Consider the following 25702-nt stretch of genomic DNA (forward strand, 5'->3'; position numbering starts at 1 on the left):
GGCGCGTATCGGGCGGCAACCCAGACAGCCGGAGCCGTCATGACCGCATCGCCCCTCCCGATCGCCCCCCCCCCGATGTCCGACGACGACGTCCTTGCCGACTTCCGCGCGGCCGGTGCCCTGCTGGAGGGGCATTTCATCCTGTCGTCGGGTCTGCGTTCGTCCCGCTACCTGCAATGTGCGCGGGTGCTGATGGACCCGCGGCGCGGCGCCCGCCTGTGCGAGGCGCTGGCCGCGCGCCTGCCCGCCGACGTGCGCGATACGATCACCGCCGTCGTCGCCCCGGCGATGGGCGGCGTGATCGCCGGACACGAGATGGCGCGCGCGCTGGGGGTGGAGGCGATGTTCCTCGAACGGCCGGAGGGAACCTTCGAGCTGCGCCGTGGCTTTCGCCTCGATCCCGGCCAGCGGGTGCTGATGATGGAGGATGTGGTGACCACCGGCCTTTCCTCGCGCGAGGCGATCGCCTCGATCGCGCGCGCGGGCGGCGAGACGGTGGCGGCGGCGTCGCTGGTCGATCGCTCGAACGGCGCCGCCGACCTCGGCGTGCCGTTCTTCCCGCTGATCCGCCTCGACGTGCCGAGCTATGCTGCCGATGCGCTGCCGCCCGAACTGGCGGCGATCCCGGCGATCAAGCCGGGCAGTCGGGCCGCCGCGTGAGGCACCTGCTCGCCTTGCTGGCCATGTCGGTTGCCGTTCCCGCCGCCGCGCAGGACGCGGAACGGCAGGCCGCGACGATCGCCCGCGCCGATGCGGCGGCGCGCGACCGCTTCGTGCGCGCGGTCGAGGCGAGCGGGTTCGCCGGCACCTATCTGTTCTATCGGGGTACGAACCGGATCGCGGGTGGCAGCGCCGGGGCGGCGGTGGCGGGTGCATCAGGAGGCTTCACCGCCGAACAGGTCTGGCCCTGGGCATCGGTGACGAAGCAGGTCGTGGCGACGCTGGTGATGCAGGAGGTGGAAGCGGGGCGGCTGTCGCTCGACGTGCCGGCGGGGCGTTATCTTCCCGCCCTCGGTGCGTCCTCGCCGACCATCCGGCAACTGCTCCGGCATCGTGCCGGCTTGCGCAATCCGGACGATTCGGCAGCGGATGCGAACGGTTTTCCCAGCTTCTACACCACTGGTACCGGCGGGGCCGACTGGTGCACCGCCGGGCGCGGCGTGGCGGGTGGTGCCCCGCGCTACAATAATTGCGATTACATCGTGTTGGGCGCGTTGCTGGCACGAACGACGCGCATGCCGCTGCCTGCCCTGTTCCAGCGCCGTATCGCCGGACCGCTCGGTCTGGGCGCACGGTTCATCGATCCTGCCGTGGGGGGGGGGCCGGATACCGTCTGGGCAGGTGGCCCCGATACGGGCGACCGGCAGGCGATGGCGCGGTTCGGTGCTGCCGGCGGGATTGAGGGCACCGCCGCCGATCTCGCCGCGTTCGACCGTGCGCTGCTGACGGGCTCGCTGTTGTCGACGGCGGCACGGGCGGAGATGTGGCGCGGCGATCCCGGGTTCGGGCAGTCGTCGTTCGCAGTGCGGCTGAGGGGCTGCGCCGCCCCCGTCCGCCTCGTCGAGCGGCGCGGCGCGATCGGCCGGTTTGCGGTGCGCAACGTCATCGCGCCAGATCTCGGTCTGTCGATGGTGCTGTTCACCAATCGCGGCGACGCCGGTCTGGGCGACGTCCGCCGCGGTACGACCCATGATCTGCTGTCGGCAGGAGCCTGTGCATGACCCATCCCCTACGTCTCGGCGTCAACATCGATCACGTCGCCACCGTCCGCAACGCGCGGGGGGCGGGCTATCCCGATCCGGTCCGTGCCGCGCTGATGGCGGCGGCCGCTGGGGCGGACGGCATCACCGCGCACCTGCGCGAGGATCGCCGCCACATCACCGACGACGACATCGCCCGCCTTGCCGCCGAGCTGACGATCCCGCTCAACCTGGAAATGGCGGCGACCGACGAGATGCTGGCGATCGCGCTCCGCCACCGCCCGCACGCCGCCTGCATCGTCCCCGAGAAGCGCGAGGAGAGGACGACCGAGGGTGGGATCGATGCCGCCGGCCAGCATAATCGCCTTGTCCATCTGGTCGACCGGCTGGGCGAGGCGAACATCCGCGTCTCGCTGTTCATCGAGCCCGACCCGCGCCAGATCGAGGCGGCGATCCGCTTGGGCGCGCCTGTCATCGAACTCCACACCGGTCGCTATGCCGAGCTGGAGGGAGAGGCGCGCGCCGACGAACTCCACCGCCTGTCCGATGCCGCGGCGCTGGCCGCGAAGAATGGGATCGAGGTCCATGCCGGCCATGGCCTGACCTATGCCAATGTCGGCCCCGTCGCCGCGATCCCGCAGGTACGCGAACTTAACATCGGCCATTTCCTGATCGGCGAGGCGCTGTTCCTGGGGCTGGACGAGAGCGTGCGGCGGATGCGGGCGGAGATGGATGCGGCACGTGGCTGAGCGCGGATCGTGGCGTCCGGGAGCGCGGCCATGATCCTCGGCCTCGGCTCCGACCTGTGCAATATCGACCGTATCCAGGCGTCGCTCGACCGGTTCGGCACCCGTTTCGAGCAGCGCGTCTTCACCGATACGGAACTGGCCCGCGCCGCGCGCCGCCCCTTCACCCGCGCCGGCACGCTCGCCAAGCGGTTCGCCGCGAAGGAGGCGTTTTCCAAGGCGGTCGGCACCGGATTCCGCGACGGCGTGTTCATGAAGGATATCGGCGTCGTCAACGCGCCCTCCGGCGCGCCGACGCTGGCGCTGAGCGGCGGCGCGAAGGCAAGGCTTGACGCGATGGTCCCGCATGGCATGGCCGCACGGATACACCTGACCATGACCGACGATCACCCCTGGGCACAGGCGCTGGTGGTGATCGAGGCGATACCGGACACCGTCATATGATGGGCCACATGAAGGACGCGCTGTTGGACGGCAACAATACCCCGGATGTTCCGGTCACGCTCGCCACCCCGGCCTCGCCGCCCGCGAAGGTGCGGCCGGGCACCGATTGGTGGGCCGAGGTCAAGGGTATCTTCTGGCTGATCCTGATCGTGCTGGGTTTCCACAGCTTCATCGCCAAGCCGTTCTACATCCCGTCGGAATCGATGCTGCCGGGGTTGCAGGTCGGTGATCGGCTGGTGGTGTCGAAGTTCGCCTATGGCTGGTCGTTCGTCTCGCCGACCATCCCCAATCCGGTCGCGATCGTGCGCGGGCTGGTGCTGCGCCAGCCGGTCGACAGCTGGAGCGCGCAACTGCCCTTCATCCACGGTCGCCTGTTCGGCTCGCTGCCGACGCGCGGCGACGTGGTGATCGTCACCCCGCCGGGAACCCGCACCGATTACATCAAGCGCGTGATCGGCCTGCCCGGCGACCGGTTGCAGGTGAAGGATGGCGTCGTCACCCTGAACGGCAAGCAGGTCGGGCGCGGACCGGTCCACGACACGCTGATCCCGGTCGACACCAACACCCCCTGTTCGGAAGCCGACTATCCCGGCGCCCGCGAGACGCTGGGATCGGGCAAGGTCGTCTGCCGTCTGCCGACCGTGACGGAGACGTTGCCGAACGGCCGCCGCTACGACACGATCGAACTGGGGTGGAGCCCCGGCGACGATTACGGCCCCGTCACCATTCCCGCCAACCACGTCTTCCTGATGGGCGACAATCGCGATCGCTCGGCCGATAGCCGTTATTCGCTGGCCGAACAGGGGCTGGGCGGGCCGGTGCCCTATGAAAATCTGGGCGGGCGAGCCGAATTCGTCACCTTCAGCCTCGATGGCGACGCCTCGCTCAACCCGCTGACCTGGTGGGGGTCGCTCCGCTCGGGCCGGGCCGGCACCTCGCTCCACCCGCAGGAAACCCGGCCGTGACCGGGCCTGCTCCCGCGACCGCGCCACCGGTCGAGGGGGCCGCCCCGATCGAGATTCATGACGATTTCGTGCGGCGGGAGTTTCGCCGCGCCTCGATCTGGCTCGGCTGCACCGCGGCGATCGCGCTGGTCGTGCTGCTGGTGCAGCCGCTGCTCATCATCTTCGCCGGACTGGTGTTCGCCGCGCTGCTCGATGGCGGCGTGCGGCTGCTGGGTCGGGTGCTGCCGATCGGGCGTGGCTGGCGGCTGCTGATCGTTGTGCTGCTGACGATCGCTTTCCTGTTCGGCACCTTCTACCTGACCGGCGTGCAGGTCGCCGAGCAGTTCTCGCAGCTCCGCTCGACGCTGGAGGTGCAGGCGAACCGCGCCGCCGGCTGGCTGAGCGCACAGGGGATGATGCCCGGCGCGTCGGACGTGAACGGGATCGTGCGGCAGGCGCTGGGCTCGGTCGGGCGGATCACCTCGTGGGTCGGCACCGCATTCGGCGCGTTGACCAGCCTGTTCATGATGATGGTGATCGGGCTGTTCGTGGCGATGGACCCGCGCGTGTACCAGCGCGGCCTGGAATGGATGGTGCCGCGCGCCAACCGCCCCGAATTCGCGATCGTGCTGGAGCGCATGGCGCGCACGCTGCGCCGTCTGCTCGCCGGGCGGCTGCTCGGCATGGTGGCGGAGGGGGTGCTGACCTGGCTCGCGCTGATGGCCGGCGGGGTGCCGATGGCGATGATTCTCGGCATCCTGACCGGGCTGCTCGCCTTCATCCCCAATATCGGTGCCTTCATCAGCGGTGCGCTGATGATCGCGGTGGGGTTTTCAGCGGGCACCAGCGTCGGTTTCTGGGCGATCGGCACCTATCTGATCGTGCAGACCTTCGACGGGTATGTGCTGTTGCCGATCGTCGCGAAGAAGACGGTCGACCTGCCGCCGGCGCTGACGCTGGGTATGCAGATCATGGCGAGTGCGCTGTTCGGCATCATGGGGCTGGCGCTGGCCGATCCCTTCACCGCGATGCTGAAGGCGGGGCTGGAACGCAGCGCGGAGCGGAACGAGGAAAAGCAGGACGGGGGCGACGACGGATAGAGTGCGTGGGGCTTACCCCCACGTCGCCGTCACCAGATAATCCAGCGCAGTCGATGTCCCCAGCGCGAAGCCCCGTGACGGCGTGAACACCAGCCCGCGCACCTCGCGCACCGACAGCCCCTCACTCTGCAACAGCACCGTCAACTCGTCGGGGGTCAGGAACCGGTCCCAGTCGTGCGTGCCGCGCGGGATCGCACCGACGCCCTCGGCCACCGTAATCATCGCCAGTCGCGACAGGGGCGTGCGGTTGGGGGTGGACAGCACCATCAGCCCGCCCGGTGCCAGCGCGCCCGCCAGCCCGCGCACGAACCGGGCCGGATCGGCGACATGCTCGATCACCTCCATGCTGGCGACGAAATCGAACGTCTCGCCCGCCACCGCCTCGACCCCGCCAGCGCGATAATCGATCGACAGCCCGCCGGCCGCGGCATGGACGGCGGCGGCCGCGATGTTCTCTGGCGCGGCATCGACTCCGGTCACCGTCGCGCCCAGCCGGACGAGCGGTTCCGCCAGCAGCCCCGCGCCGCACCCGACATCCAGCGCACTGCGCCCCTTGAGCGGCGCAAAGTCCGTCGCCGTCCCGCCCCAGTGCGTATCGATCGCCTCGCGCAGGTACGCCAGTCGCACCGGGTTCAACCGGTGGAGCATCGCCGACGATCCTCTGGGGTTCCACCAATCCACCGCGAGCCGGCCGAAATGCGCTGCCTCTCGCGCCACGACCGAATCATGCGCGGGCATGGGACCCGGCAGCGGTAAAGTTTCGATCGGGGCCGATGCGGCATCGCTTGCTATCGTCATGCCCCCTACCTATCAGGGCCGCCGCTTTTCCCCAAGGAGGTCGATCGCCGGCATGGCCCGTATCGTGATGAAGTTCGGCGGCACCTCGATGGCCGGAATCGAGCGCATCCGCAGCGTTGCACAGCGCGTGAAGCGCGAAGTCGCGGCAGGCAATCAGGTCGCGGTCGTCGTGTCGGCGATGGCGGGCGAGACGGACCGGCTGGTCGGCTTCTGCCGCGAGGCGTCGCCGCTCTACGATCCGGCCGAATACGACGTGGTCGTCGCGGCGGGCGAGCAGATCACCAGCGGCCTGCTGGCGATCGCGTTGCAGGCGATCGGGGTGCCGGCGCGCTCGTGGCTCGGCTGGCAGTTGCCGATCGCCACCTCCGACGCGCACAGCCGCGCGCGGATCGGCGACATCGATACCGTGGCGCTCGACGCCAGCCTCACCGCCGGCCATGTCGCGGTGATCCCCGGTTTCCAGGGCGTCGACCCCGATGGCCGCGTCACGACGCTGGGCCGGGGCGGGTCGGATACGTCCGCGGTCGCGGTGGCGGCGGCGATGAAGGCGGAACGGTGCGACATCTACACCGATGTCGACGGCGTCTACACCACCGACCCGCGCATCGTGCCGCGCGCCCGCAAGCTGGGCCGCGTGACGTACGAGGAAATGCTGGAACTGGCGAGCGTCGGGGCCAAGGTGCTCCAGACCCGCTCGGTCGGGCTGGCGATGAAGGAAAAGGTCCGCGTCCAGGTGCTGTCGTCGTTCACCGGCGACGATGCGCCGATGGCGGATACGCTGCCCGGGACGATGATCGTGGGCGAAGACGAGATTGGGGAGAATGACACCGTGGAACGCCAGCTCATCACCGGTATCGCGCACGACAAGAACGAGGCGAAGATCACGCTGGTTTCGGTGCCCGACCGGCCCGGTTCGGTCGGCTCGATCTTTACGCCGCTCGCGGCTGCCGGCATCAACGTCGACATGATCGTCCAGAATGTCGCGCATTCCGCCGGCTCGACCGACGTCACCTTCACCGTGCCGGCTGCGGACCTGCCGCGCAGTCTGGAGGTGCTGAACGGCGCTGATATCGGGTTCGAGAAGCTGGTTCACGACACCCGCGTCGCCAAGGTTTCGGTGGTCGGGGTGGGGATGCGCAGCCATGCTGGCGTCGCCGCGACGATGTTCGAGACGCTGGGCGCGCGCGGTATCAATATTCAGGCGATCACCACGTCGGAGATCAAGGTGTCGGTCCTGATCGAGGAGGATTATACCGAACTGGCGGTCCGCGTCCTCCATACCGCCTATGGACTGGATTCGGAGGTCGCAGCCTGACGGGCGACCGGACCGGGGATCACGGCTCGGTCAGGTCCTGCACGGCATAGCGGACGGCGCCGGTTCCGGGCGATGGCAGCATCAGCGCCGGTGGCGTCTTTCCGGCGGTGACGAGGGTCTGGTCGAGCGGGATGGTATCTTCCCCCTCGGTCGCGATGAACGCCTGCACCAGACGGGTGCCCTGCGCCGGCAGAAGCTCGACCGGGATCGGCGTCGGCGTCCGCCCCATGGCGGTGAGCCAGTCCGGGCGGCCGGCGATCCGGGTCGTCCGGGGATGGACGACCTGAAGGTCGACCAGCCCGGCATAATGCCCGACGACCAATGGCTTGCCGCCCGCCATCAGGATAGATGGCGTCGTCCCGGCGCGATCCGCGATGCGGTCGTACAGCGCGAGGTCGCCTGCGCCATAGGCGTTGAACGTCGTCTGATCGATGGTCAGCGGATCGATGCCCGTCATCCGCTTCAGGCGGGTGGCAAGCCAGTGCCGTTTGCTTTCCCCCTCGGGACGCTCGGTGGCGTGATGGAATCCGACATAAAGCAGCACCTTGGAGGCGGGGTGCGCGTCCAGCGCGCGACGCACGACCTGATCCGCCTGCGCTTGTTCCCGCTGTGCGATCCGGGCCTCGATATCCGATGTCCGGTCATGGTCGGTTATCTCATACGCCATGGGTCGATAGCCCAGCGCCAGCGATTGCCGCAGGAAATCCGCGAATACGGGGTCGCGCAGATAGACTCCGGTATTGCGGCCCGCATGGCCATCGCGGGCCAGCGCAGCCATCATCGCAGCGGCTTCGGCATCGTCGGCGGTATTGTTGAGCGTCTCGATGCCCAGCACGTCATAGCCGAGTGGGCGCAGCGCCCGTGCCACCATCAGCGCGAAGGCGCGGTCGCGGGGGCTGCCATGATCCTCGTTGAGGATCACCAGGCGGGTCATCTTCGCCCGTTCGACGATCGCGTCGATCGCGTTGCGGGTGGTGGCGCCGGCCAAGGCCGCCAAATCCGCCACAGCCGGTGCCAGAGCTTCCCCGCCTTGCGCAGGGGGTGCCGGTTCACCGGTCAGCAGCCCCTGCATTTGTGCCCATTGATCGTAGATGAAACCCGGCTGCGGTTTACCGTCCGGTCCGAATGCCTTGTCGTGGACCGAGGCATCTGCCGCGAGGTAGCGGCCCGCATCGAGTTCGCGCCACATCGCGGATGCGGCGGCGAAGTCGTCCTGCGTCGGCTCCTGGGCGGTGGCGGCCCCGGCGAAAAGCATACAGGCGGTCACCAGTCTCATGACATTCATCGATGCAGTCCGTCTTCGGAATAGATACCGCACCATAACCCAGTCGTGACGATTGCCGGCCCGTATATAGCCCATGACGATCGAAGAAGACGGGATCACCCGTTGCTGTCGAGGGTGTCGGTTGCCGTGTTCATCCTTCTGATATGAGGAGACTTTGTCATGGTGATGACAAAACGCTGGTTCCCATCGGGCAGGATTTGGCGGCCCCTTTGACGGATTTGGTGCCCGGGTTACCCGCTCCGATGCGAGTATCGTGTTTCGATCCTCGTCCAGCGAATCGCCGGTACTCCTGTTGTCAAAAACAAAATTGCTAATTTTCTGTGCCATTTAGGGGCGGGCCGAGGCACTAAATCGATAAGTATGCGTTTTTGCGATGAACTTTCTTCCCAACCGGGATTTTACCGGACGACCCGTGCTGTCGAGTGACAGGTGTACCGATCGGGTCGGGGAGATCAGTATGCGTTCAATGAAACTTGCTTTGCTCGGCGCCGCGATGTGCGCCATGCCAACGATGGCAGACGCCGCACTGGTCGGCAGTCTGGGTGGCGGCACCGGTCCGTTCCTTACTCTCAGCAGCGTCGGCCTGAACGGTGGTTCGGTCGCTACCCTGTCGGGCGGCACCGTCTACAATTCGGATCAGCCGTTCGCCGACGATCCTGCCGGGACCATCTCCGGTGGTACGTTCCTGGCGGCAGGCCCGCTGGCCGGCCAGCCCGCCTCGCTGAACTTCACCAACCCGGTGACGTATCTCAGCTTCCTCTGGGGGTCGCCGGATACCTATAACCGTCTGTCGCTGACGACCAACGTCGCAACCTATGCGTTCGACGTTGCCAGCCTGAACTTCTCGGTACGGGACGGCAACCAGGCGTTCTCGCAGTATGTGCAGTTCGCCGCCTCGGCGGGCGAGACGATCAGCAGTGTGTCGTTCGCCAACCTGCCGGCAGCCGACGCGTTCGAAACCGCGAACTTCTCGGTCACCGCCGTGCCCGAGCCAGCGACCTGGGCGATGCTGTTCGTCGGGTTCGGCATGGTCGGTGCGACCGCGCGCTACCGTCGCCGGTCGACCAAGCTCGCCATCGCCTGATCCATCCGGACAGGACGAACGTGACGGGGACCGTCGGTGGCAACACCGGCGGTCCTTTCGTATTTGGCCTTTTGTATCCAGCCTTTCGCATCGGGGCCGGGCCATCTTGCCGGCGCCCCGTCCGCCGCGCTAGGCAGGGTGATGACCGATACCCCCGTAGCCCCGCAGACCATCACCGCCACCTCGACCGGTGAACAGCGCCTTGCCCGCCGCATGGCGCGCGGCGCCGCCTTCCTGGGTACGGAGGTGGCGATCATGGCCGGTGCGATGTCGTGGGTGTCCGAACGGCATCTCGTCGCGGCCATCTCCAACGCCGGCGGCTTCGGGGTGATCGCCTGCGGGGCGATGACCGTCGACCTGCTCGACCGCGAGATCGCCGCGACGAGGGCGCTGACGGACAGGCCGTTCGGCGTGAACCTGATCACCATGCATCCCGACCTGATGGCGCTGATCGACGTCTGCACCCGCCACGGCGTCGGCCATGTCGTGCTGGCCGGCGGCCTGCCGCCCAAGGGTTCGCTGGAGGCGATCAAGGCGGGGGGCGCCAAGGTGATCTGCTTCGCCCCGACGCTGGCGCTGGCGAAGAAGCTGGTCCGCTCCGGCGTCGACGCGCTGGTGATCGAGGGGATGGAGGCGGGTGGGCATATCGGCCCGGTTTCTACCAGCGTGCTGGCGCAGGAGATGCTGCCCGATCTCGCCGACAAGCTGCCCGTGTTCGTGGCGGGCGGGATCGGCCGGGGGGAAGCGATCGCCGGCTATCTCGATATGGGCGCGGCGGGCGTCCAGCTCGGCACGCGGTTCGTCTGCGCGACCGAGTCGATCGCGCACGCCAATTTCAAACGCGCGTTCATCCGCGCCTCGGCACGCGATGCGATCGCCTCGGTCCAGCTCGATCCGCGCCTGCCGGTCATCCCGGTTCGCGCGCTGAAGAACGCGGGCGGCGAGTTGTTCACCGCCAAGCAGCGCGAAGTCGCAGGCCATCTCGACGAGGGTCGCGTCGCGATGGCGGAGGCGCAGTTGCAGATCGAGCATTACTGGGCAGGTGCGCTGCGCCGTGCGGTGATCGACGGCGATGTCGAGCACGGCTCGGTCATGGCCGGCCAGTCGGTTGGGATGGTGACGAAGGAAGAACCCGCCGCCGACATCATCGCCGAACTGATGGCGGAGGCGGCACACGCACTGGATCGCCGCGCGGCCTGACCGAAAGGCGTCAATGCCTGTCAACCATCGCCGTTAACGGACGGTAGAGCCGGATCGGCGATAAACCTCTTGCTTGTTCAGGGGGTTGGTTATGATCCGCATAGTCGTTTGCGCTGCCGCCGCGTCGCTTGGTTCCGTCCCGGTAGCGGCGCAGGATATGCTGGGGGCACCGGCTGCGATCGCCGCACCGGCCCCTGTCGTCGCCGTCGCATTGGTCGAGGATGCGGAGCCGGCCCTGCCCAAGGGTGGCTCCCCCGGCTTCGAGCCGCCCGCGCCGGACGGGGCAGGCGGCTATCTCACCCCCAATCGCGGCCTGTCGGGCGAGGAGACGACCTGGCATCTGCGTGTCGCGCTCAACGTCGCGGCGCTGGGCTGTCGTGGTGCGCTGGTGGACGGCTACAACGCGCTGCTGACCACGCACAAGGCGGCGCTCGCCGCCACTGCCGATGCGGTGACGATGCGGTACAAGGCGCGGTTCGGGCAGGGCTGGCAGGCGCAGCACGACGATGCGATGACCAGGCTCTATAATTTCTGGGCGCTACCCCCCGCGCAAGGCGCGTTCTGTGCGGCAGCGCAGGCGGTGCTGGCCGAGGCTGCGACGCTCGCGCCCGATGCGCTGCCCGGCTTTGCCGCCACCGCGCTGCCCCGGATTGAGGCACCGCTGGTGGCCTTCTTCGCCGACTATGACCGCTGGCGGACCGCCCATGCCGGCTGGGCCGTCCGGCACGCCCGGGCTCCGATCGTCGCGGTCGCTGCCGTCACCCGGATGCGGATGGGGCCGGCCGAACCCTGATCGCTGCCCCCGGACGGGTCAGGCGAACGTCATCCCATTCCGGAGGATCGTCACCGGATCGGCGACCCGCACGACCAGCGATGCCCGAACGGGTCGGTGACCTGTCCATAGCGGTCACCCCAGAACTGGTCCGCCACCGGCATCGTCACCACCGCCCCCGCCGCCGCGGCGCGTTCCATCCAGCGATCGGCGTCGTCGACCTGCAGGTGCAGCATCACCCCCTGCGGCGCCGGTTCGTCATGGCCGCGCCATTCGGGGAATTCGTCGGACAGCATGATCCAGCCATCGTTGATCCGCAACGACGCCTGCATCAGCCGCTGCCCGTCCTCGGCCACGTTGCGCTCCGTCACCACCGCGCCGAACGCGCGTTCGTAAAAGGCCAGCGCCTCCGCCCCGCGCCGACCGCGGATCGTCAGGAACGGCGTCACGCCGCCACCGGGTCTGTCGCCCATCGTTTCTCTCTCCTTCGTCGCAGGACAGGCTAGGCCGATCGCGACGACGCGCGCAACGGGTTCCTTCGGCCAGCCGCATCGGTTAACCGATGGACATGAATGGCGTGGACCAGCCGGTGGAGGGGCGCTTCGACGGGGTCGAGCATCGTTTCCCCCTGCGCGTCTATTTCGAGGATACCGACCTGTCGGGCGTGGTCTATCACGCCAATTATCTCCGTTACCTGGAGCGCGCCCGGTCCGACATGCTGCGCCTCGCCGGGATCGACCAGCGCGCCGTCCACGAAGCGGGGGAGGGGGCCTATGCCATCGCCGACCTTCACATCCGCTACCGTGCGCCGGCGCGGCTCGACGATGCGCTGCTGGTCGTCAGCCGCGTGACCGCGGCCAGTGCCGCGCGCACGCTCATTCATCAGACAGTCAGGTGCGCCGACCGAGTGCTGGCGGCAGCGGATGTCGTCGCGGTACTGGTGTCGCCCACCGGCCGGCCGCTACGGCAACCGCGGGCCTGGCTGAACATCTATGCCATGCTGGTCGCTCAAGGGGGCTGAATGAATCCGGTTTTCAATCTGGACGCCGCGACGATGTCGCCCGTCGCACTGTTCATCCAGGCGGACTGGGTGGTGAAGTTCGTGATGGGCGGGCTGCTGGCCGCCAGCATCTGGACCTGGGCGATCATCATCGCCTTCACCGGCCGTCTTCGCCGGCTGCGTCGCGAAACCACGCGGTTCGAGCGCGACTTCTGGAAGGCGGACGATATCGACGCGTTCCACAAGATCGAATCGGGTAGCGACCTGCCCTCCGCCCGCGTCTTTTCGGCGGGGGTGCAGGAATGGCGCCGGTCCACCGCCAGCGGCACGATCGACAAGTCGGGCACGCGTGATCGGCTCGCCACCTCGATGGGCGCGGCCGTCGCGCTGGAGGTCGACAAACTGTCCGACCGGCTCAACATCCTGGCAACGGTCGGTTCGGTCGCGCCGTTCGTCGGGCTGTTCGGCACTGTATGGGGGATCATGCGTGCCTTTACCGGCATCGCCTCCGCGCAGAATTCGTCGCTGGCGGTGGTGGCGCCGGGCATCGCGGAGGCGCTGTTCGCCACCGCGATCGGCCTGTTCGCGGCGATCCCCGCCGTCATCGCCTATAACCGCCTCAGCCACGGCGTGAACAAGGTGGAGGCCGCGCTCAACCGCTTCGCCGACGGGTTCCACACCACCCTGTCGCGCCAGCTCGACGGCCAGCGTTAAGGGACGGGCGATGGCGATGAACCTTCCCTCCGGCAGACGGGGCCGGCGCGCCCCGATGGCGGACATCAACGTCACGCCGCTGGTCGACGTGATGCTGGTGCTGCTCATCATCTTCATGGTCACCGCGCCGCTGCTGACTGCGGGCGTGCCCGTGAACCTGCCCGATGCACGCGCCAAGGCGCTGGATCAGGATGCCGAACCGGTGCAATTGTCGCTCGACCGGCAGGGCAAGCTGTTTCTGGGCGAGGACGAAATCACCGAGGCAGCGCTTCCCGGCCGGCTCGAGGCGATCGTCACGGGGGCGGCGGGTGCTCAGCCGCCGCAGGTCTATCTGCGCGCCGACCGCGCGCTGGATTACGGCCGCGTGATGCGGGTGATGGGCGAACTCAACCGCGCCGGGCTGAACCGCGTCGCGCTGGTCAGCGTCGAAGACTGATGGAACGGGGCGAGAAATACGCGCTGGGCGGCGCGGCGGCAGGTCATGCCGTGCTGTTCGGGCTGCTCTCGGTCGGCTTTCTCGCCACGCCCAATCCGTTGAAGCTGTCGCCCGCGCCGGTCGAGGTGTCACTGGTCGAGGAGGTGGCGATCGAACAGACCTCGCCCGCCCCGGCCACCGAGGCCGCCCCCTCCGTCGCCCCCGAACAGGGCGCGCCTGAGGATGCGCCACCGCCGGAACCCGCGCCGCCCGCACCCGCACCCGAGCCGGCCCCCGCGCCGCAGCCTGTGCCCAAGCCGGCTCCCGCAGCCAAACCCGCGCCACCGAAGCCAGCTCCCAAACCGGCCCCGCAGCCGGTGCCGCCCCGCGCCAAACCGGCCCCGGCCCCTAGCCCGGTCGCGAGGCCGAAGCCGCAGCCAGTCCGCCCAACCCCCGCTGTCGAGGCGCCTGCGAAGCCTGCGCCGTCGAAGCCGGCCCCTTCGAAGCCTGCTCCGGCCCGTGCCGCGCCGGCCAAGGCGTCCACCACGCCGGCCCGCGCCGCCGCTGGCAAGTCTGCTCCAGCCAAACCGGCCGCCCCCGCCACGACGAAGGGCAATGGCGGCTCCCCGACCGCCACCGCTGCGCGCGCGCGCGGATCACGGCTGGGCGATGATTTCCTGAAGGGGCTGGCCGATCGGCCTTCGCCGGCAAAGGCGGAGGCTGCGCCCGCCGCGAAGATGGGTGCGCAGGCCGCTGCCAATATCGGTTCCGCGATCCTCCGCCAGATCCAGCCCTGCGCCAATCGTCAGGTGACGCCGGGGCCGGGGGCGGAGCGGATCCGCGTCGCGATCAACCTGCGTCTCAATCGCGACGGCAGCCTCGCCGCCCGGCCGCGTGTCGTCGGCCATACCGGCGTCGACGATGGCAACCAGCGCTATGTCGACCGGGTCGACGATCTCGCCATCGCCAGCTTTACCGGCTGCTCACCGCTTCGCGGTTTGCCCGACGAGTTGTACGACGTTCAGAACGGGTGGAGCAATTTCACCCTTCGTTACAAATTGCCCGGTTGAGGATGCCCATGATCGATCGCTTCATCCGCCGTTTGCCGGTTACGCTCGCCCTGCTGCTCGGCACGTCCGCCATCGCGCAGGCGCCCGTAGCCGCGCCGCCGGCACAGACTGCGCCACCCGCCGCGGCACCGGCGGATCAGGGTGACGGCGGCCTCGTCGTCGATGTCGAGGGCGGCATCTCCGCACCCACACCGATCGCGATCCCCGTCATGCCGACCGCGGCGGTGGTGCAGACGCCTGCCGGCTCCACCGATGCGCTCGGTCGCCAGCTGTCGGACATCATCGCCACCGATCTGCGCAATTCCGGGCTGTTCACCCCGTTATCCCCCGGCCAGCTCCGCCCCGTCACCTTCCCGGAGGTGCAGGCCCCCGCTTACGATCATTGGCGCAGCACGCAGGCACAGGCGCTGGTGCAGGGCTATATTCGCGCCAACGGCGATGGCACGCTGACGGTCGGCTGCTACTTGTTCGACGTGTCGGCGCAGCGTGAACTGGCGCGGCAGGGTTTCGTCGTGCCGCCCGCCGACTGGCGTCGCGCCGCGCACAAATGCGCCGATACCGTCTATGCGCGGCTGACGGGCGAGGGGCCGTATTTCGACAGTCGCGTCGTCTATGTCGCTGAAACCGGGCCAAAGGCGAACCGGATCAAGCGCTTGGCGATCATGGATCAAGACGGGGCCAACCACCGCTTCCTCACCAACGGCCAGTCGATCGTGCTGACGCCGCGCTTCGCACCGAACCAGCAGTCGATCGTCTATATGAGCTATGTCGGGCGTATCCCGTCGATCTACGTCTACGACATCGGGTCGGGGAAGCAGCGGCTGGTGGTGCAGAACGCCGCCACTACCTTCGCGCCGCGCTTCTCGCCCGATGGCCGTTTTATCCTGTTCTCGATGGCGACCGGCGGTAACACCGACCTCTATCGCGTGTCGGCGCAGGGCGGCACGCCGCAGCGATTGACGACCTCGCCCGGCATCGACACCGGCGGCAGCTATTCGCCGGACGGATCGCGCATCGTGTTCGAATCTGACCGGTCCGGCGGCCAGCAGATCTATGTGATGAATGCGGACGGATCGAACCAGCATCGCATCTCGTTCGGCGGTGGACGTTATGCCACCCCGGTCTGGAGCCCGCGCGGCGACCTGATCGCTTTCACCAAGCTGGCCGGCAGTTTCCGGATCGGCACCATGTCCCCTTCGGGCGGAGCCGAGAAGCTGTTGACCGACGACTGGTCGGACGAGGGGCCGAGCTGGTCGCCCAACGGCCGCGCGATCACCTTCTACCGGTCGGGCCGGGGATCGTCGGGCAAGGCGACCTTGTGGATGGTCGACCTGACCGGCGTCAACGAACGCCGCATTCCGACCCCGCTCGACGGGTCCGACCCCGCCTGGGGCCCCTTGCGTCCCTGATCCACGCCCCTGATCCGACATCACTCACGGGAGACAATGACATGGCCCTATCCAGAACCACGCTGATCCTCGCCACCGCGGCACTCGCCATTGCCGGCTGTGCCAAGAAGCGCCCCGAGGTCCTGCCTCCCGCCCCCGTCGACAATACCGGCGACACGGGTACGGGTACCGGTCCGGCCACCGGTGCAGGCGACGGTGCGATCACCCCCGGCTCCAATGCCGATTTCCAGCGTTCGGTGACGTCGAACACGGTACTGTTCGGGCTGGACCAGTACGACATCGATCCCGCCGCCCGCGCGATCCTCGACAATCAGGCACAGTGGCTGGCGCGTTATCCCAATGTCCGCATAACGATCGAGGGGCATTGCGACGAGCGCGGCACCCGCGAATATAACCTTGCGCTGGGCGATCGCCGGGCCAACGCCGCCAAGAACTATCTCGCCGCACGTGGCGTCGCGGCGTCGCGCATCACCACGATCAGCTATGGCAGCGAACGCCCCGCCGCCACCGGTTCCGACGATGCCGCCTGGGCACAGAATCGTCGCGCGGTGACGGTGGTGCTGAACTGATCCGGCGAACGGGCGGCCCCGTTCCGCGGGGGCCGCCCGTTGCCGATAATGAACCACGGCGTGGCAGCGACGTTATGTTTGTTCCCCGCAAGGAGCTTACAATGAAACAGCTGATCGCCGCCTTCGCCATGGCCGCCATGGTCACCCCCGTGGCCATCGCTCCTGCCGATGCCCAGCGCCGCGAGTCGCGCGACAATCGATGGCAGGGAGATCGCGACGGCGACTGGAACCCGCAGAACAGCTATCGCAAGGGCAATTACCGCGAGCGCCGGCTGGGTCGCAACGACCGTATCTATCGGGGCAAGGACGGCCGGGCCTATTGCAAGCGCAATGATGGCACGACCGGTCTGGTCATCGGTGCGGTCGGTGGCGGCGTCCTCGCCAACCTGATCGGCGGCGGCACGCTCGGCACGCTGGCGGGCGCCGGTGGCGGTGCCCTGCTCGGCCGGTCGGTGGATCGCGGCAAGGTGAAATGCCGCTGATCCGATAGTATCGGTGACATGAAACGCCGGCGGGGCCATGCTCCGCCGGCGTTTTGCGTCCGGTCCCCCCTTGTCGATACCCTGAATGTGATATAAAAGTGATATCACAATAACAGGGAGGCAATGATGATCGGGGTTACCGAGTCGCAGCAAGCACTGACCCATTCACAGGAACGCCCGGCCGCGACGACCGGTGGGCTGGTGATGCTGGCGCTGATGGCGGGGGCCATCCTGTTCGGCGTGTTCGGCATCTATAGCCTCGCCAGCGATGCTTGGCCGCCGATCCTGTCGATCGTACCGATCGTCTGCATGCTGGTGGCGCTCTTCATCCTGTGCGGTTTTTATATGCTGCAACCCAACCAAGCGGCGGCGATCACGCTGTTCGGCGCCTATCGCGGCACTGATCGCGCCACCGGATTGCGCTGGTTGCTGCCATGGATGATCCGGCGGGTGATCTCGGTCCGCTCCAACAACGTCATCTCCGAACGGATCAAGGTCAACGACCTGCGCGGCAACCCGATCGAGATGGCGGCACAGGTGGTATGGCGCGTGACGGACACTGCGCAGGCGCTGTTCGACGTCGATGACTACAAGGCGTTCGTGAACGTCCAGATCGAGGCGGCGGTACGCACCATCGGCTCGCGCTACCCCTATGACGATTACGAGCATCAGGAGGTCACGCTGCGCGGCAACCACGATTCCGTCGGCGCCGAACTGCGCACCGAACTGATCGCGCGGCTGGCGGTGGCGGGCATCACCGTGGACGAGTGCGGTTTCACGCATCTCGCCTATGCGCAGGAGATCGCCGGCGCGATGCTTCGTCGGCAACAGGCGCAGGCGGTGGTCGCGGCGCGCACCACGCTGGTCGAGGGGGCGGTCGGTATGGTCGAACTGGCGTTGACGCTGTTGTCGGAGAAGAACGTCGTCGAACTGGACGACGAGCGTCGCGCCGCGATGGTGTCGAACCTGATGGTCGTGTTGTGCGGCGAGCGCGATACCCAGCCCGTGGTCAATGCGGGATCGCTGTACCAGTAATGCCGGCCCCTTCGCGCAAGTCGTTTCCGCTCCGGCTCGATCCGGCGCTCTACGCCGCGATCGAGCGGGCGGCGGCGGGCGATCTACGCAGCGTGAATGCCGAGGTCGAATGCCTGCTGCGCGAGGCGCTGGCGCGGCGTGGCGTGAAACTGGACGCGCCCGTCGCGGTGAAGCGCGGCCGGCCGGCGAAGGAGGATGGCGATGCGGAATGACGATGCGTGGTTCGTGCGCAGCGCGATCGGCTACAGTTTCCGGCCGGTACGCTGGCCGGGATGGCTGTTGATGGCAGGTTATATAGCGATGGTGATGTTGCTGACGTGGTTGCCGGCGCGACTCGACATACTGCGTGTTGCACTGATCGTCATCGCGACGATCGCCGTCGTCATCGTTGCCGCCCGTACTGCACGCCTTGGATAAGGGGAGGCAAGGTCGATGACGATATGGATGGCTTTGGCGCTGGCGGCGGAGGTTACGATCCCCGGGCCAAAGGGTCCGCTTGCCGGCACGCTGCTGACCGCGAAGGCCGACGCACCGGTGGTGGTGGTGATCCCCGGCTCCGGTCCCACCGATCGCGACGGCAACAGTCCGCTGGGGATTACCGCCGCGCCCTATCGCCTGCTGGCGGAGGCGCTGGCGGCGCGCGGCGTCTCGACGCTGCGCATCGACAAGCGCGGGATGTTCGGGAGCAAGGCGGCCGCCGATCCGAACGACGTCACCATCGACGCCTATGCCGCCGACACGCGCGGCTGGGCGATGGAGGCGGCCCGCCGCACCGGACGTCGTTGTGCCTGGCTGCTGGGGCATAGTGAGGGCGGGCTGGTCGCCTTGCAGGCGGCACAGAACCCGCGCGGGATTTGCGGCGTGGTGCTGATCGCCGCCCCCGGCCGGCCGCTGGGGCAGGTGATGCGCGAGCAGTTGCGCGCCAACCCCGCCAATGCCCCTATCCTCGCCCCGGCACTTGCGACGATCGATGCGCTGGAGGCGGGACGGCGCGTCGATCCCGCCACATTGCCGCCGCCCCTGCCGATGCTGTTCCCCGGTGCCGTGCAGGGATATCTGATCGACCTGTTCGCGCATGATCCACAGCGACTCGCCGCATCGCTGAAGGTGCGGCTGCTGATCGTGCAGGGCGACCGCGATCTTCAGGTCGGCGTCGATGATGCCCGGCGACTTGCAGAGGGGGCGCCGTCCGCCCGACTGGCGATCCTGCCGGGGGTCAATCATGTATTGAAACGGGTGACGACGGATGACAGGGCAGCCAATATGGCGCTGTACCGCGACTCGTCCGTGCCGGTCGATCCGGCGGTGGTGACGGCAATCGCGTCGATGGTGACCGGTCCAGCGGAGAAAACCAAATGACCGTCCGCAAATTCGTCTTCGCTCTGGCGATCACGATCGTCGTCCTGTCCTGCGGTGCGATGTCGCTGGCGGCGGCGCGGACATTGGGACTGATCTGAACGCGGTCGGCATGTCGTGGCGTCTACCATCGCCAAATGCTGTCGATTATGGTAAATGTATCATATGCATACGCCAACTGCATGAATCTTCACCAAAGTCGCCTTTGTCTCGGATTGCGACACCATTAACTGCGCTTGGATCGATGTGGTCCCTTCGTTGTTGATAAGAGAACGGGGGCGGTGGAATGTGATGTGGTGGTTGTCGAAGGCGCGGGCTTCGATCAGGGAGAAGTTTATGCGGTCGAAATCTTCGAGAGACGACGGGCGTTTGGCGACAATGGTGTCGTATGTTCGTCACGGCCTCAGCGTGGTCGGTGCGGTCACGCTGCTGTCGGTGCCGACGATCCTGCTGCTGGGGCATGGCGCGGCGGTGGAAAGCGCCGTTGCTGCCGCAATCGCCGACCCGGCGTCGATCCTTGCGGCCCGTTCGCCCGGCGGCCGCGCACCCGGCGCCCTGAGCCAGTCGAAGCTGAAGCAGACCAAGCGGCGCTACGCCCGATCGGGCGTGAAGCGCCCGGCCGGACCGACCGAGCGCGTGCTGGGGCAGGCCCGCACCCGGCCGACCGATGCCTTGCCACTGGGCGATGCAGTCGATCCGTTGCTCGGCACGCCGCTCATCATTCCGCAGGGCGCTTTCGGCGATCTGGCTGGTGATGGTCCGTCACCGGTCGGACCGGGCACGGTCGGGTTCGCGGGCACCCCGGTCACCGGCATCGGGATTGGCGGCGGAGGCGGTGGTGTCGGTGGCGGCGGCGGCGGCGGGGATGGTGGTACGACGCCGGTCGTACCCCCGGTCAGCGCCGTTCCCGAACCATCGACTTGGCTGATGACAATTTTCGGCTTTTTCGCAGCGGGCATCGGCCTGCGCCGTCGCCGTCCGGCCCCTGTCAGTCGGCAGCGGGCGGCCTGACCGGGATGATACGTGGGGTGATGGTCGCTGTCGTCGCCATCGCCGCGATCGTGGCGGGGGCGGCAGTCAGCGGTACGGGTGATCGCGCGGTGCCTGGCCCTCGCCCCGCGGCGACCGTCGCCGATGGAACGCGGATCCGCTTCGCCCCGCGTCCGCTCGCCATGCCCGATGGCGGCACGCATCCGGTCCGCAGCCTGCTGGAGACGCGGGGGACGATGCGCTTCGGCGATTTCCGCTGGAACGAGGATGGCGTACCTCCTGGCAAGATCTGGGTTCGGGTCGATCTGTCGCAACAGATCGTGTCGGTCTTCCGCGGCGAGCACGAGATCGGCACCGCCGTCATCCTGTACGGCACCGACGGTGCGCCGACACCGGCCGGCACGTTCCCGATCCTTGCCCGCGCGGTCCACCACCGCTCGTCACTCTACGACGCCGAGATGCCCTATATGCTGCGGCTGACGGGCGACGGCGTGGCGATCCATGCCAGTGCGGTCCGGGCGGGCGCGGCGACCCATGGCTGTATCGGTGTGCCGGAGGCATTCGCCCGACACCTCTATGCGGTGGTCCGGCGCGGCGATCCGGTATCGATCATGCCCGCGGCTTAACCATCTCGTTTAAGCCAGCACTTACCCCTGCGGTGCCATGCCGTTCCCCGAACTGGCGGGAGCGCAGGCGGTGGCAGGCGGGCGATCAATATCATGGCTGGGGCGGATCGCCGGGTTGTCCCTGGCGCCGTTCATCATGGGAACCACCGGCCTTACCTCCAACGCCGATCTCCGTCTTCTCGCAAGCCATAATCGCGAGCGCGCGGCATTGGGCATCCCGCCGTTGCGTTGGGACCCCGAACTAGTGGCCGGTGCCCGGCAATGGGCGAACCGGCTGGCCGTGACCGGCGGGTTCCACCATGCGCCGGAGAACATGGCGGAGCCACAGGGCGAGAATTTATGGGCCGGTACGCGGGGTGCCTTTCCGGTCGAATCGATGGTCGATGCCTGGGTGCGCGAGCGTCGCTATTTCAAGTCCGGCACCTTTCCCAACAATAGCGTCACCGGCCGTGTCGCCGATGTCGATCACTATACGCAGATGATGTGGCGCGACACCCACTCGGTCGGTTGTGCGATCGCACGCGGCGCGCGGGAGGATGTGCTGGTGTGCCGCTACAGCGAAGCCGGCAACTATATCGGCGAAAAGCCCTTCTGACGGGTGCGGAGCCTCAGGCCGGCCAGCCGCGGGTGTGGCTCGACTCGAAGGCGGCGAGATCGTCGGCATCCTCCATCGTCCGCCGGGCCCGCGCCGCGCATTGATCCGCCAGTCTCCGGATCGAGAGACGTGCCTCTGGCCGCGCGGCGTGGAGCGCCGCCAGCGTCCCGGTCAGCCGCATGGTCACCTCCGTTTCCCCGCCGCTCTCGCGCAGATCGTCGCGCGTCGCGTCGTCCACCGTGCCCTCGATCCGGATCAGGTCGCGCGCCGGATCGACCATCGATCCCGGCAGCACCGTGACATGGATCGTCGCGCCGGCCCGTACCGCGATCCGCCCCAGTGCCGGTACGTCGACATGCGTGACATAGCCGGTCCTGTTCCCCGTCACCGGCGTCGCGCCGGGCGGGATCGGCACGGCGGGCCGACCGCCCAGATGCGGATCGGCGGCGAAGCGGGCCATCGCCTTCGTGGCGGCATCCTCGACCCGGTCGATCACGTCCGCCATCCGGCCGAACGTGGTCAGATGCGCGATCCAGCGCAACAGCGTCACCACCACCAGGATCACGATCAGGACGGTGGCGGCGAACAGAATGATCCGGCCGTCATGGCCGTATACGCCGGTCTGCAGCCCGATGATCCCCACGATCGAGAACACGAACGCACCCAGGAAGGTGGACAGCGCATTCTGCGAGGTCGGGTCGTCCATCAGCAACTGCGTGGCGCGGGGCGTGGCGAGCTGCGTCGCGGACGAATAGGCGCTGACCATCGCACTGAGCGAGAAGGCCGTCACCGCCAGCATGCTGGAGGCCATGATCTGCAGGATCGTGCCGACCGAATCCTGCCCCATGTCGCCGCCGAATTCATAGGGCAGCCACGGCGCGATGACACCGACGAGGATCGCGAGCGCAACACTGGCCAGGCTGATCGCGACCGCGCGAAACCACACCTTGCGTACGATCCGGGTCAGGATCCACGACCAGCGGCTTACCGCCCTGCATCCTTGGCGACGGCGTTCACCCCCGTCCGCCCAGCGCCGCGTCGAGCAGCCGGGCCAGCCGCAGACCGCCCTTCACCACCTCGTCGCGCGCCAGCGGCACCAGCCGGGCGATCGTCGCCTCGTCCAGCGTCATCCGGGCGGGGGTCGGGCGGCAGGGATCACCATCCATCCCGGCGGCATAGGCCTTGTAGGCGTCCTGCCAGCTTTCCCGGCTCCAGTCGGTCACGTCGCCCGCCGCCAGCCGTACCCGCGTCGCACGCGGATAGCGCTTCACCAGCGGCGGCGGGGTGGAGATGGCGCGTTCGGCGAGCAGCCCGTCCCACACCGAATGCAGGTTCAGCCGCGCCGGCGCATAGATGCCGTACGCCGCCTTGGCATCGTTGCCGCCCTTGTCCGCCTTGTCGCCGGCATGAAGCGGCTGGTGCAGGTCGCCGACGAAGTGGATGAGGAAGGCCAGCGCCATCGCCCGTTCGCGCGGGGGCGTGCGCCGGTTCTTCAGGATCGCCTGCTGGCGGGTGATCTGGGTGGAGACGCAGTTCCCGTCCTTGCATGCGGGCTCCAGCGTGAAGGGCTGGCAGATGTTCACGTTCTGATAGTGCCAGCTATAGGCATAGCCGAAGCGGGACTGGCCGGCGGCATCCTTCAGCGGCTTGACGCAATCGGGCCAGACACTTGCCTCCTCGATCGTCCGCGCCGGGCATTCGGGGGTGTCGAGCGACGCCTGCCTGGCCAGCACCGCGCGGATCGCGGTGCGGGTGGCGGGCGTCACATTGGCCCAGGCGATCGCCGCCACCGCCTCATGCCCATATTCCCAATAGGCGGCGGCGGGCGACGCCAGCGTCAGTGCGCCCAGCATCGCCATGCCGGCGCGCAGCATCCGGGCGATCATGCCTCGTCTCCGTAGATCGATACGATCCGTTCACCACCTTCGGTCGCCTTGGCCCGGTACATGCCGGGGGTGGTGATGCTCCATCCCGTGGTGCCGTCCGCCCCCGCGACGATGACGCCGCCGGTGCCGCCCAGCGCCTTCACCCCCGCCATCACCGTATCGGCGGCCTGCTGCACGGTTTCGCCCAGCAGGCGCACGCGCGCGCCGATCTCGTGCCCGGCACCCTCGCGGATAAAGAACTCGCCCGATCCGGTCGCCGACACCGCGACCGAACGATCGTCGGCATAGGTGCCCGCGCCGATCAGTGGCGAATCGCCGATCCGGCCCCAGCGCTTGCCGGTGACGCCACCGGTCGAGGTCGCGGCGGCGACATGCCCGCCGGCATCGCGGGCGACTGCGCCGACCGTGCCGTATTTCATGTCGACATCGAACCAGTCGGCATCCGCGCGCATCGATTCGAGCTGACGGCGGCGGGCGGGAAGGACGAACCAGTCCGCGTCCGCCCGCGCGACCGCGCGCTCGTCGGCAAACCGTTCGGCGCCCGCCCCGGCGAGCAGGACGTGCGGGCTATGGTCCATCACCGCGCGCGCCAGCGTGACCGGGTTGCGTACCGTCGTAACGCCCGCGACCGCGCCGGCGCGGCGGCCGGTACCCTCCATGATCGCGGCGTCCAGTTCCACCCCGCCCTCGAAGGTCAGCGCCGCGCCGCGCCCGGCGTTGAAATGCGGATCGTCCTCCAGCACCTCGATCGCAGCCTGCACCGCATCGATCGCCGCGCCCCCCGCCGACAGGATCGCCGACCCGGCATTCAGCGCGGCATGAAGCGCGGCACGGGCACCGGCATCCGCCTCCGGGGCCAGACGGCCGCGCTCGATGATCCCGGACCCGCCATGGATCACCAGCGTCCAGCCTGCGGTATCGGTCATGTGTCGCTTCCACTGTCTTTTGTGAGCCGTGCGGTTAGCAGATCGGGCGCGGACCGCCACGGACTTCCTGTTGTCACCGAACCGGCCTATATGATCGGCCATGTCCATTCGTCCGTGGCGCGATATCGTGCGCCGTCAGAGCCGCCAGATCATGGTCGGCAACGTCCCCGTCGGCGGCGACGCCCCCGTCACCGTGCAGACGATGACCAACACACCGACCGACGATGTCCGCGCCACGATCGACCAGATCCGCCGCTGCGAGGAGGCCGGGGTCGACATCATCCGCGTGTCGTGCCCTGATGTGGAAAGCACCGCCGCGCTGAAGCAGATCGTGCGCGCATCGCGCGTGCCGATCGTCGCGGACATCCATTTCCACTACAAGCGCGCGCTGGAAGCCGCCGATGCGGGCGCGGCGTGTCTGCGCATCAACCCCGGCAATATCGGCTCGTCGGCCCGGGTGAAGGAAGTCGTGAACGCGGCCAAGGCCAATGGCTGCGCGATCCGCATCGGCGTGAACGGGGGGTCGCTGGAAAAGCACCTGCTGGAGAAATATGGCGAGCCATGCCCCGATGCGCTGGTCGAATCGGCGCTCGATCATATCAAGCTGCTGCAGGATCATGACTTTCATGAGTTCAAGGTCGCGGTGAAGGCGTCGGACCTGTTCCTCGCGGTCGCGGCCTATCAGCAACTGGCCGAACAGGTCGATTGCCCGCTGCATCTGGGCATCACCGAGGCGGGCGGTTTCGTCGGCGGCACGGTGAAGAGCGCGATCGGGATGGGATCGCTGCTGTGGTACGGGATCGGCGACACGATCCGCGTCTCGCTGTCCGCCGAACCTGAGGAGGAAGTGCGGGTCGGCTTCGAGATACTGAAGGCGCTGGGCATCCGCAATCGCGGCGTCCGCGTAGTATCCTGCCCCAGCTGCGCGCGGCAGGGCTTCGACGTGATCCGCACCGTGCAGGCGCTGGAGGAACGGTTGCAGCATATCCGCACGCCGATGTCGCTGTCGGTGCTGGGCTGCGTCGTCAACGGCCCCGGCGAGGCGCGCGAGACCGATATCGGCATCACGGGCGGCGGTAACGGCAAGCACATGGTCTATCTGTCCGGCGTGACCGACCATCACGTGCAGGACGCGGACATGGTGAATCACATCGTCAAGCTGGTCGAGGCCAAGGCGGCGGAGATCGAGGCGGCGGGCGCGGTGCAGGCGGTGGCGGCGGAATAGGTCCCATGATATCAGT

At 68.1% G+C, this 25702-nt stretch carries 30 protein-coding genes and 1 pseudogene; 25 read left to right on the forward strand and 6 right to left on the reverse strand.

Annotation, left to right across the window (positions count from 1 at the left end; translation table 11 throughout):
* Positions 1-75: 75 nt before the first annotated feature.
* Genes pyrE through ABD719_RS17520 form a run of 6 tightly spaced genes read left to right on the forward strand, consistent with a single transcriptional unit; the run spans position 76 to position 4934 of the window.
* On the forward strand, positions 76-660 hold the full coding sequence (pyrE, locus tag ABD719_RS17495) for an orotate phosphoribosyltransferase (protein WP_344694685.1): 585 nt from the start codon (positions 76-78) through the stop codon (positions 658-660).
* On the forward strand, positions 657-1721 hold the full coding sequence (locus ABD719_RS17500) for a serine hydrolase domain-containing protein (protein WP_344694645.1): 1065 nt from the start codon (positions 657-659) through the stop codon (positions 1719-1721). Before pyrE ends, ABD719_RS17500 begins: the two co-directional genes overlap by 4 nt.
* Positions 1718-2449: a pyridoxine 5'-phosphate synthase gene (locus ABD719_RS17505; RefSeq protein WP_344694646.1), complete on the forward strand. Its 732-nt coding sequence runs from the start codon at positions 1718-1720 to the stop codon at positions 2447-2449. The genes ABD719_RS17500 and ABD719_RS17505 overlap by 4 nt, the downstream gene beginning before the upstream one ends.
* Positions 2450-2479: 30 nt before the next feature.
* On the forward strand, positions 2480-2890 hold the full coding sequence (acpS, locus tag ABD719_RS17510) for a holo-ACP synthase (RefSeq protein ID WP_344694647.1): 411 nt from the start codon (positions 2480-2482) through the stop codon (positions 2888-2890).
* A gap of 8 nt (positions 2891-2898) precedes the next feature.
* Positions 2899-3855, forward strand: a complete 957-nt coding sequence (lepB, locus tag ABD719_RS17515; RefSeq protein ID WP_344694686.1) for a signal peptidase I — start codon at positions 2899-2901, stop codon at positions 3853-3855.
* The gene (locus tag ABD719_RS17520) at positions 3852-4934 is read left to right on the forward strand and encodes an AI-2E family transporter (protein ID WP_344694648.1); all 1083 of its coding nucleotides are present in this window, start codon (positions 3852-3854) and stop codon (positions 4932-4934) included. The genes lepB and ABD719_RS17520 overlap by 4 nt, the downstream gene beginning before the upstream one ends.
* Before the next feature lie 12 nt (positions 4935-4946).
* On the opposite strand, the gene ubiG is transcribed toward ABD719_RS17520, so the two are convergent.
* On the reverse strand, positions 4947-5672 hold the full coding sequence (gene ubiG, locus ABD719_RS17525; RefSeq protein ID WP_344694687.1) for a bifunctional 2-polyprenyl-6-hydroxyphenol methylase/3-demethylubiquinol 3-O-methyltransferase UbiG: 726 nt from the start codon (positions 5670-5672) through the stop codon (positions 4947-4949).
* A 112-nt stretch (positions 5673-5784) separates the two neighbouring features.
* Here ubiG and ABD719_RS17530 point away from each other — a divergent pair, with 112 nt between their 5' ends.
* A complete protein-coding gene (locus tag ABD719_RS17530) occupies positions 5785-7047 on the forward strand; it encodes an aspartate kinase (protein WP_344694649.1) in 1263 nt (420 codons plus the stop codon).
* Between the two features lie 19 nt (positions 7048-7066).
* Here the strand turns inward: ABD719_RS17530 and ABD719_RS17535 are convergent, their stop codons facing one another.
* Positions 7067-8332, reverse strand: coding sequence for a hypothetical protein (locus ABD719_RS17535; RefSeq protein WP_344694650.1), 1266 nt, complete (start codon positions 8330-8332; stop codon positions 7067-7069).
* Positions 8333-8936: 604 nt separating this feature from the next.
* Here ABD719_RS17535 and ABD719_RS18770 point away from each other — a divergent pair.
* From ABD719_RS18770 to ABD719_RS17550, 3 genes and pseudogenes are all read left to right on the forward strand, one after another.
* A pseudogene (locus ABD719_RS18770) lies at positions 8937-9416 on the forward strand (Npun_F0296 family exosortase-dependent surface protein); the annotation flags it as partial.
* 213 nt (positions 9417-9629) lie between these two features.
* A complete protein-coding gene (locus tag ABD719_RS17545) occupies positions 9630-10616 on the forward strand; it encodes an NAD(P)H-dependent flavin oxidoreductase (protein ID WP_344694688.1) in 987 nt (328 codons plus the stop codon).
* Positions 10617-10707: 91 nt separating this feature from the next.
* The gene (locus ABD719_RS17550) at positions 10708-11409 is read left to right on the forward strand and encodes a hypothetical protein (protein WP_344694652.1); all 702 of its coding nucleotides are present in this window, start codon (positions 10708-10710) and stop codon (positions 11407-11409) included.
* Between the two features lie 50 nt (positions 11410-11459).
* Here ABD719_RS17550 and ABD719_RS17555 read toward each other — a convergent pair whose 3' ends face one another.
* Positions 11460-11861: a VOC family protein gene (locus ABD719_RS17555; RefSeq protein WP_344694653.1), complete on the reverse strand. Its 402-nt coding sequence runs from the start codon at positions 11859-11861 to the stop codon at positions 11460-11462.
* A gap of 89 nt (positions 11862-11950) precedes the next feature.
* Here ABD719_RS17555 and ABD719_RS17560 point away from each other — a divergent pair, with 89 nt between their 5' ends.
* From ABD719_RS17560 to ABD719_RS17625, 14 genes are all read left to right on the forward strand, one after another.
* On the forward strand, positions 11951-12409 hold the full coding sequence (locus ABD719_RS17560) for a YbgC/FadM family acyl-CoA thioesterase (protein ID WP_425567206.1): 459 nt from the start codon (positions 11951-11953) through the stop codon (positions 12407-12409).
* Positions 12410-13102 (forward strand): protein TolQ, encoded by a 693-nt coding sequence (tolQ, locus tag ABD719_RS17565; protein ID WP_344694654.1) that lies wholly within the window; start codon positions 12410-12412, stop codon positions 13100-13102. It abuts the gene before it with no gap.
* A gap of 10 nt (positions 13103-13112) precedes the next feature.
* On the forward strand, positions 13113-13538 hold the full coding sequence (gene tolR / locus ABD719_RS17570) for a protein TolR (protein WP_344694655.1): 426 nt from the start codon (positions 13113-13115) through the stop codon (positions 13536-13538).
* Positions 13538-14587 (forward strand): cell envelope biogenesis protein TolA, encoded by a 1050-nt coding sequence (locus ABD719_RS17575; RefSeq protein WP_344694656.1) that lies wholly within the window; start codon positions 13538-13540, stop codon positions 14585-14587. The genes tolR and ABD719_RS17575 overlap by 1 nt, the downstream gene beginning before the upstream one ends.
* A gap of 2 nt (positions 14588-14589) precedes the next feature.
* Entirely contained in the window at positions 14590-15996 is a 1407-nt protein-coding gene (tolB, locus tag ABD719_RS17580) for a Tol-Pal system beta propeller repeat protein TolB (RefSeq protein ID WP_425567207.1), read from the forward strand.
* A 41-nt stretch (positions 15997-16037) separates the two neighbouring features.
* On the forward strand, positions 16038-16565 hold the full coding sequence (pal, locus tag ABD719_RS17585) for a peptidoglycan-associated lipoprotein Pal (protein WP_344694658.1): 528 nt from the start codon (positions 16038-16040) through the stop codon (positions 16563-16565).
* A gap of 101 nt (positions 16566-16666) precedes the next feature.
* Positions 16667-17047 (forward strand): glycine zipper 2TM domain-containing protein, encoded by a 381-nt coding sequence (locus ABD719_RS17590; protein ID WP_344694659.1) that lies wholly within the window; start codon positions 16667-16669, stop codon positions 17045-17047.
* Between the two features lie 123 nt (positions 17048-17170).
* On the forward strand, positions 17171-18082 hold the full coding sequence (locus tag ABD719_RS17595) for an SPFH domain-containing protein (protein ID WP_425567208.1): 912 nt from the start codon (positions 17171-17173) through the stop codon (positions 18080-18082).
* Positions 18082-18294: a type II toxin-antitoxin system antitoxin gene (locus tag ABD719_RS17600; RefSeq protein ID WP_192127118.1), complete on the forward strand. Its 213-nt coding sequence runs from the start codon at positions 18082-18084 to the stop codon at positions 18292-18294. The genes ABD719_RS17595 and ABD719_RS17600 overlap by 1 nt, the downstream gene beginning before the upstream one ends.
* A complete protein-coding gene (locus tag ABD719_RS17605) occupies positions 18284-18499 on the forward strand; it encodes a hypothetical protein (protein WP_344694661.1) in 216 nt (71 codons plus the stop codon). Before ABD719_RS17600 ends, ABD719_RS17605 begins: the two co-directional genes overlap by 11 nt.
* 15 nt (positions 18500-18514) lie before the next feature.
* Positions 18515-19441, forward strand: a complete 927-nt coding sequence (locus ABD719_RS17610) for an alpha/beta hydrolase (protein ID WP_344694662.1) — start codon at positions 18515-18517, stop codon at positions 19439-19441.
* 378 nt (positions 19442-19819) lie between these two features.
* Positions 19820-20449 carry a PEP-CTERM sorting domain-containing protein gene (locus ABD719_RS17615; protein WP_344694663.1) on the forward strand — a complete coding sequence of 210 codons (630 nt, stop codon included), beginning with the start codon at positions 19820-19822 and terminating at the stop codon, positions 20447-20449.
* 20 nt (positions 20450-20469) lie between these two features.
* Positions 20470-21054: a L,D-transpeptidase family protein gene (locus ABD719_RS17620; protein WP_344694690.1), complete on the forward strand. Its 585-nt coding sequence runs from the start codon at positions 20470-20472 to the stop codon at positions 21052-21054.
* Positions 21055-21091: 37 nt separating this feature from the next.
* On the forward strand, positions 21092-21649 hold the full coding sequence (locus ABD719_RS17625) for a CAP domain-containing protein (RefSeq protein ID WP_344694664.1): 558 nt from the start codon (positions 21092-21094) through the stop codon (positions 21647-21649).
* A gap of 13 nt (positions 21650-21662) precedes the next feature.
* Here the strand turns inward: ABD719_RS17625 and ABD719_RS17630 are convergent, their stop codons facing one another.
* From ABD719_RS17630 to ABD719_RS17640, 3 genes are all read right to left on the reverse strand, one after another.
* Complete coding sequence (locus tag ABD719_RS17630) at positions 21663-22595, reverse strand: DUF2254 family protein (protein WP_344694665.1); 933 nt, start codon at positions 22593-22595, stop codon at positions 21663-21665.
* Positions 22596-22662: 67 nt separating this feature from the next.
* The gene (locus ABD719_RS17635) at positions 22663-23535 is read right to left on the reverse strand and encodes a S1/P1 nuclease (protein WP_344694666.1); all 873 of its coding nucleotides are present in this window, start codon (positions 23533-23535) and stop codon (positions 22663-22665) included.
* Complete coding sequence (locus ABD719_RS17640; RefSeq protein WP_344694667.1) at positions 23532-24461, reverse strand: isoaspartyl peptidase/L-asparaginase family protein; 930 nt, start codon at positions 24459-24461, stop codon at positions 23532-23534. The genes ABD719_RS17635 and ABD719_RS17640 overlap by 4 nt, the downstream gene beginning before the upstream one ends.
* A gap of 100 nt (positions 24462-24561) precedes the next feature.
* Between ABD719_RS17640 and ispG the strand changes: the two genes are divergently transcribed.
* Positions 24562-25686: a flavodoxin-dependent (E)-4-hydroxy-3-methylbut-2-enyl-diphosphate synthase gene (gene ispG / locus ABD719_RS17645; protein ID WP_344694668.1), complete on the forward strand. Its 1125-nt coding sequence runs from the start codon at positions 24562-24564 to the stop codon at positions 25684-25686.
* Positions 25687-25702 lie beyond the last annotated feature (16 nt).

The organism is Sphingomonas cynarae (assembly GCF_039537815.1).
In the GTDB taxonomy this organism is placed as follows: Bacteria; Pseudomonadota; Alphaproteobacteria; order Sphingomonadales; family Sphingomonadaceae; genus Sphingomonas; species Sphingomonas cynarae.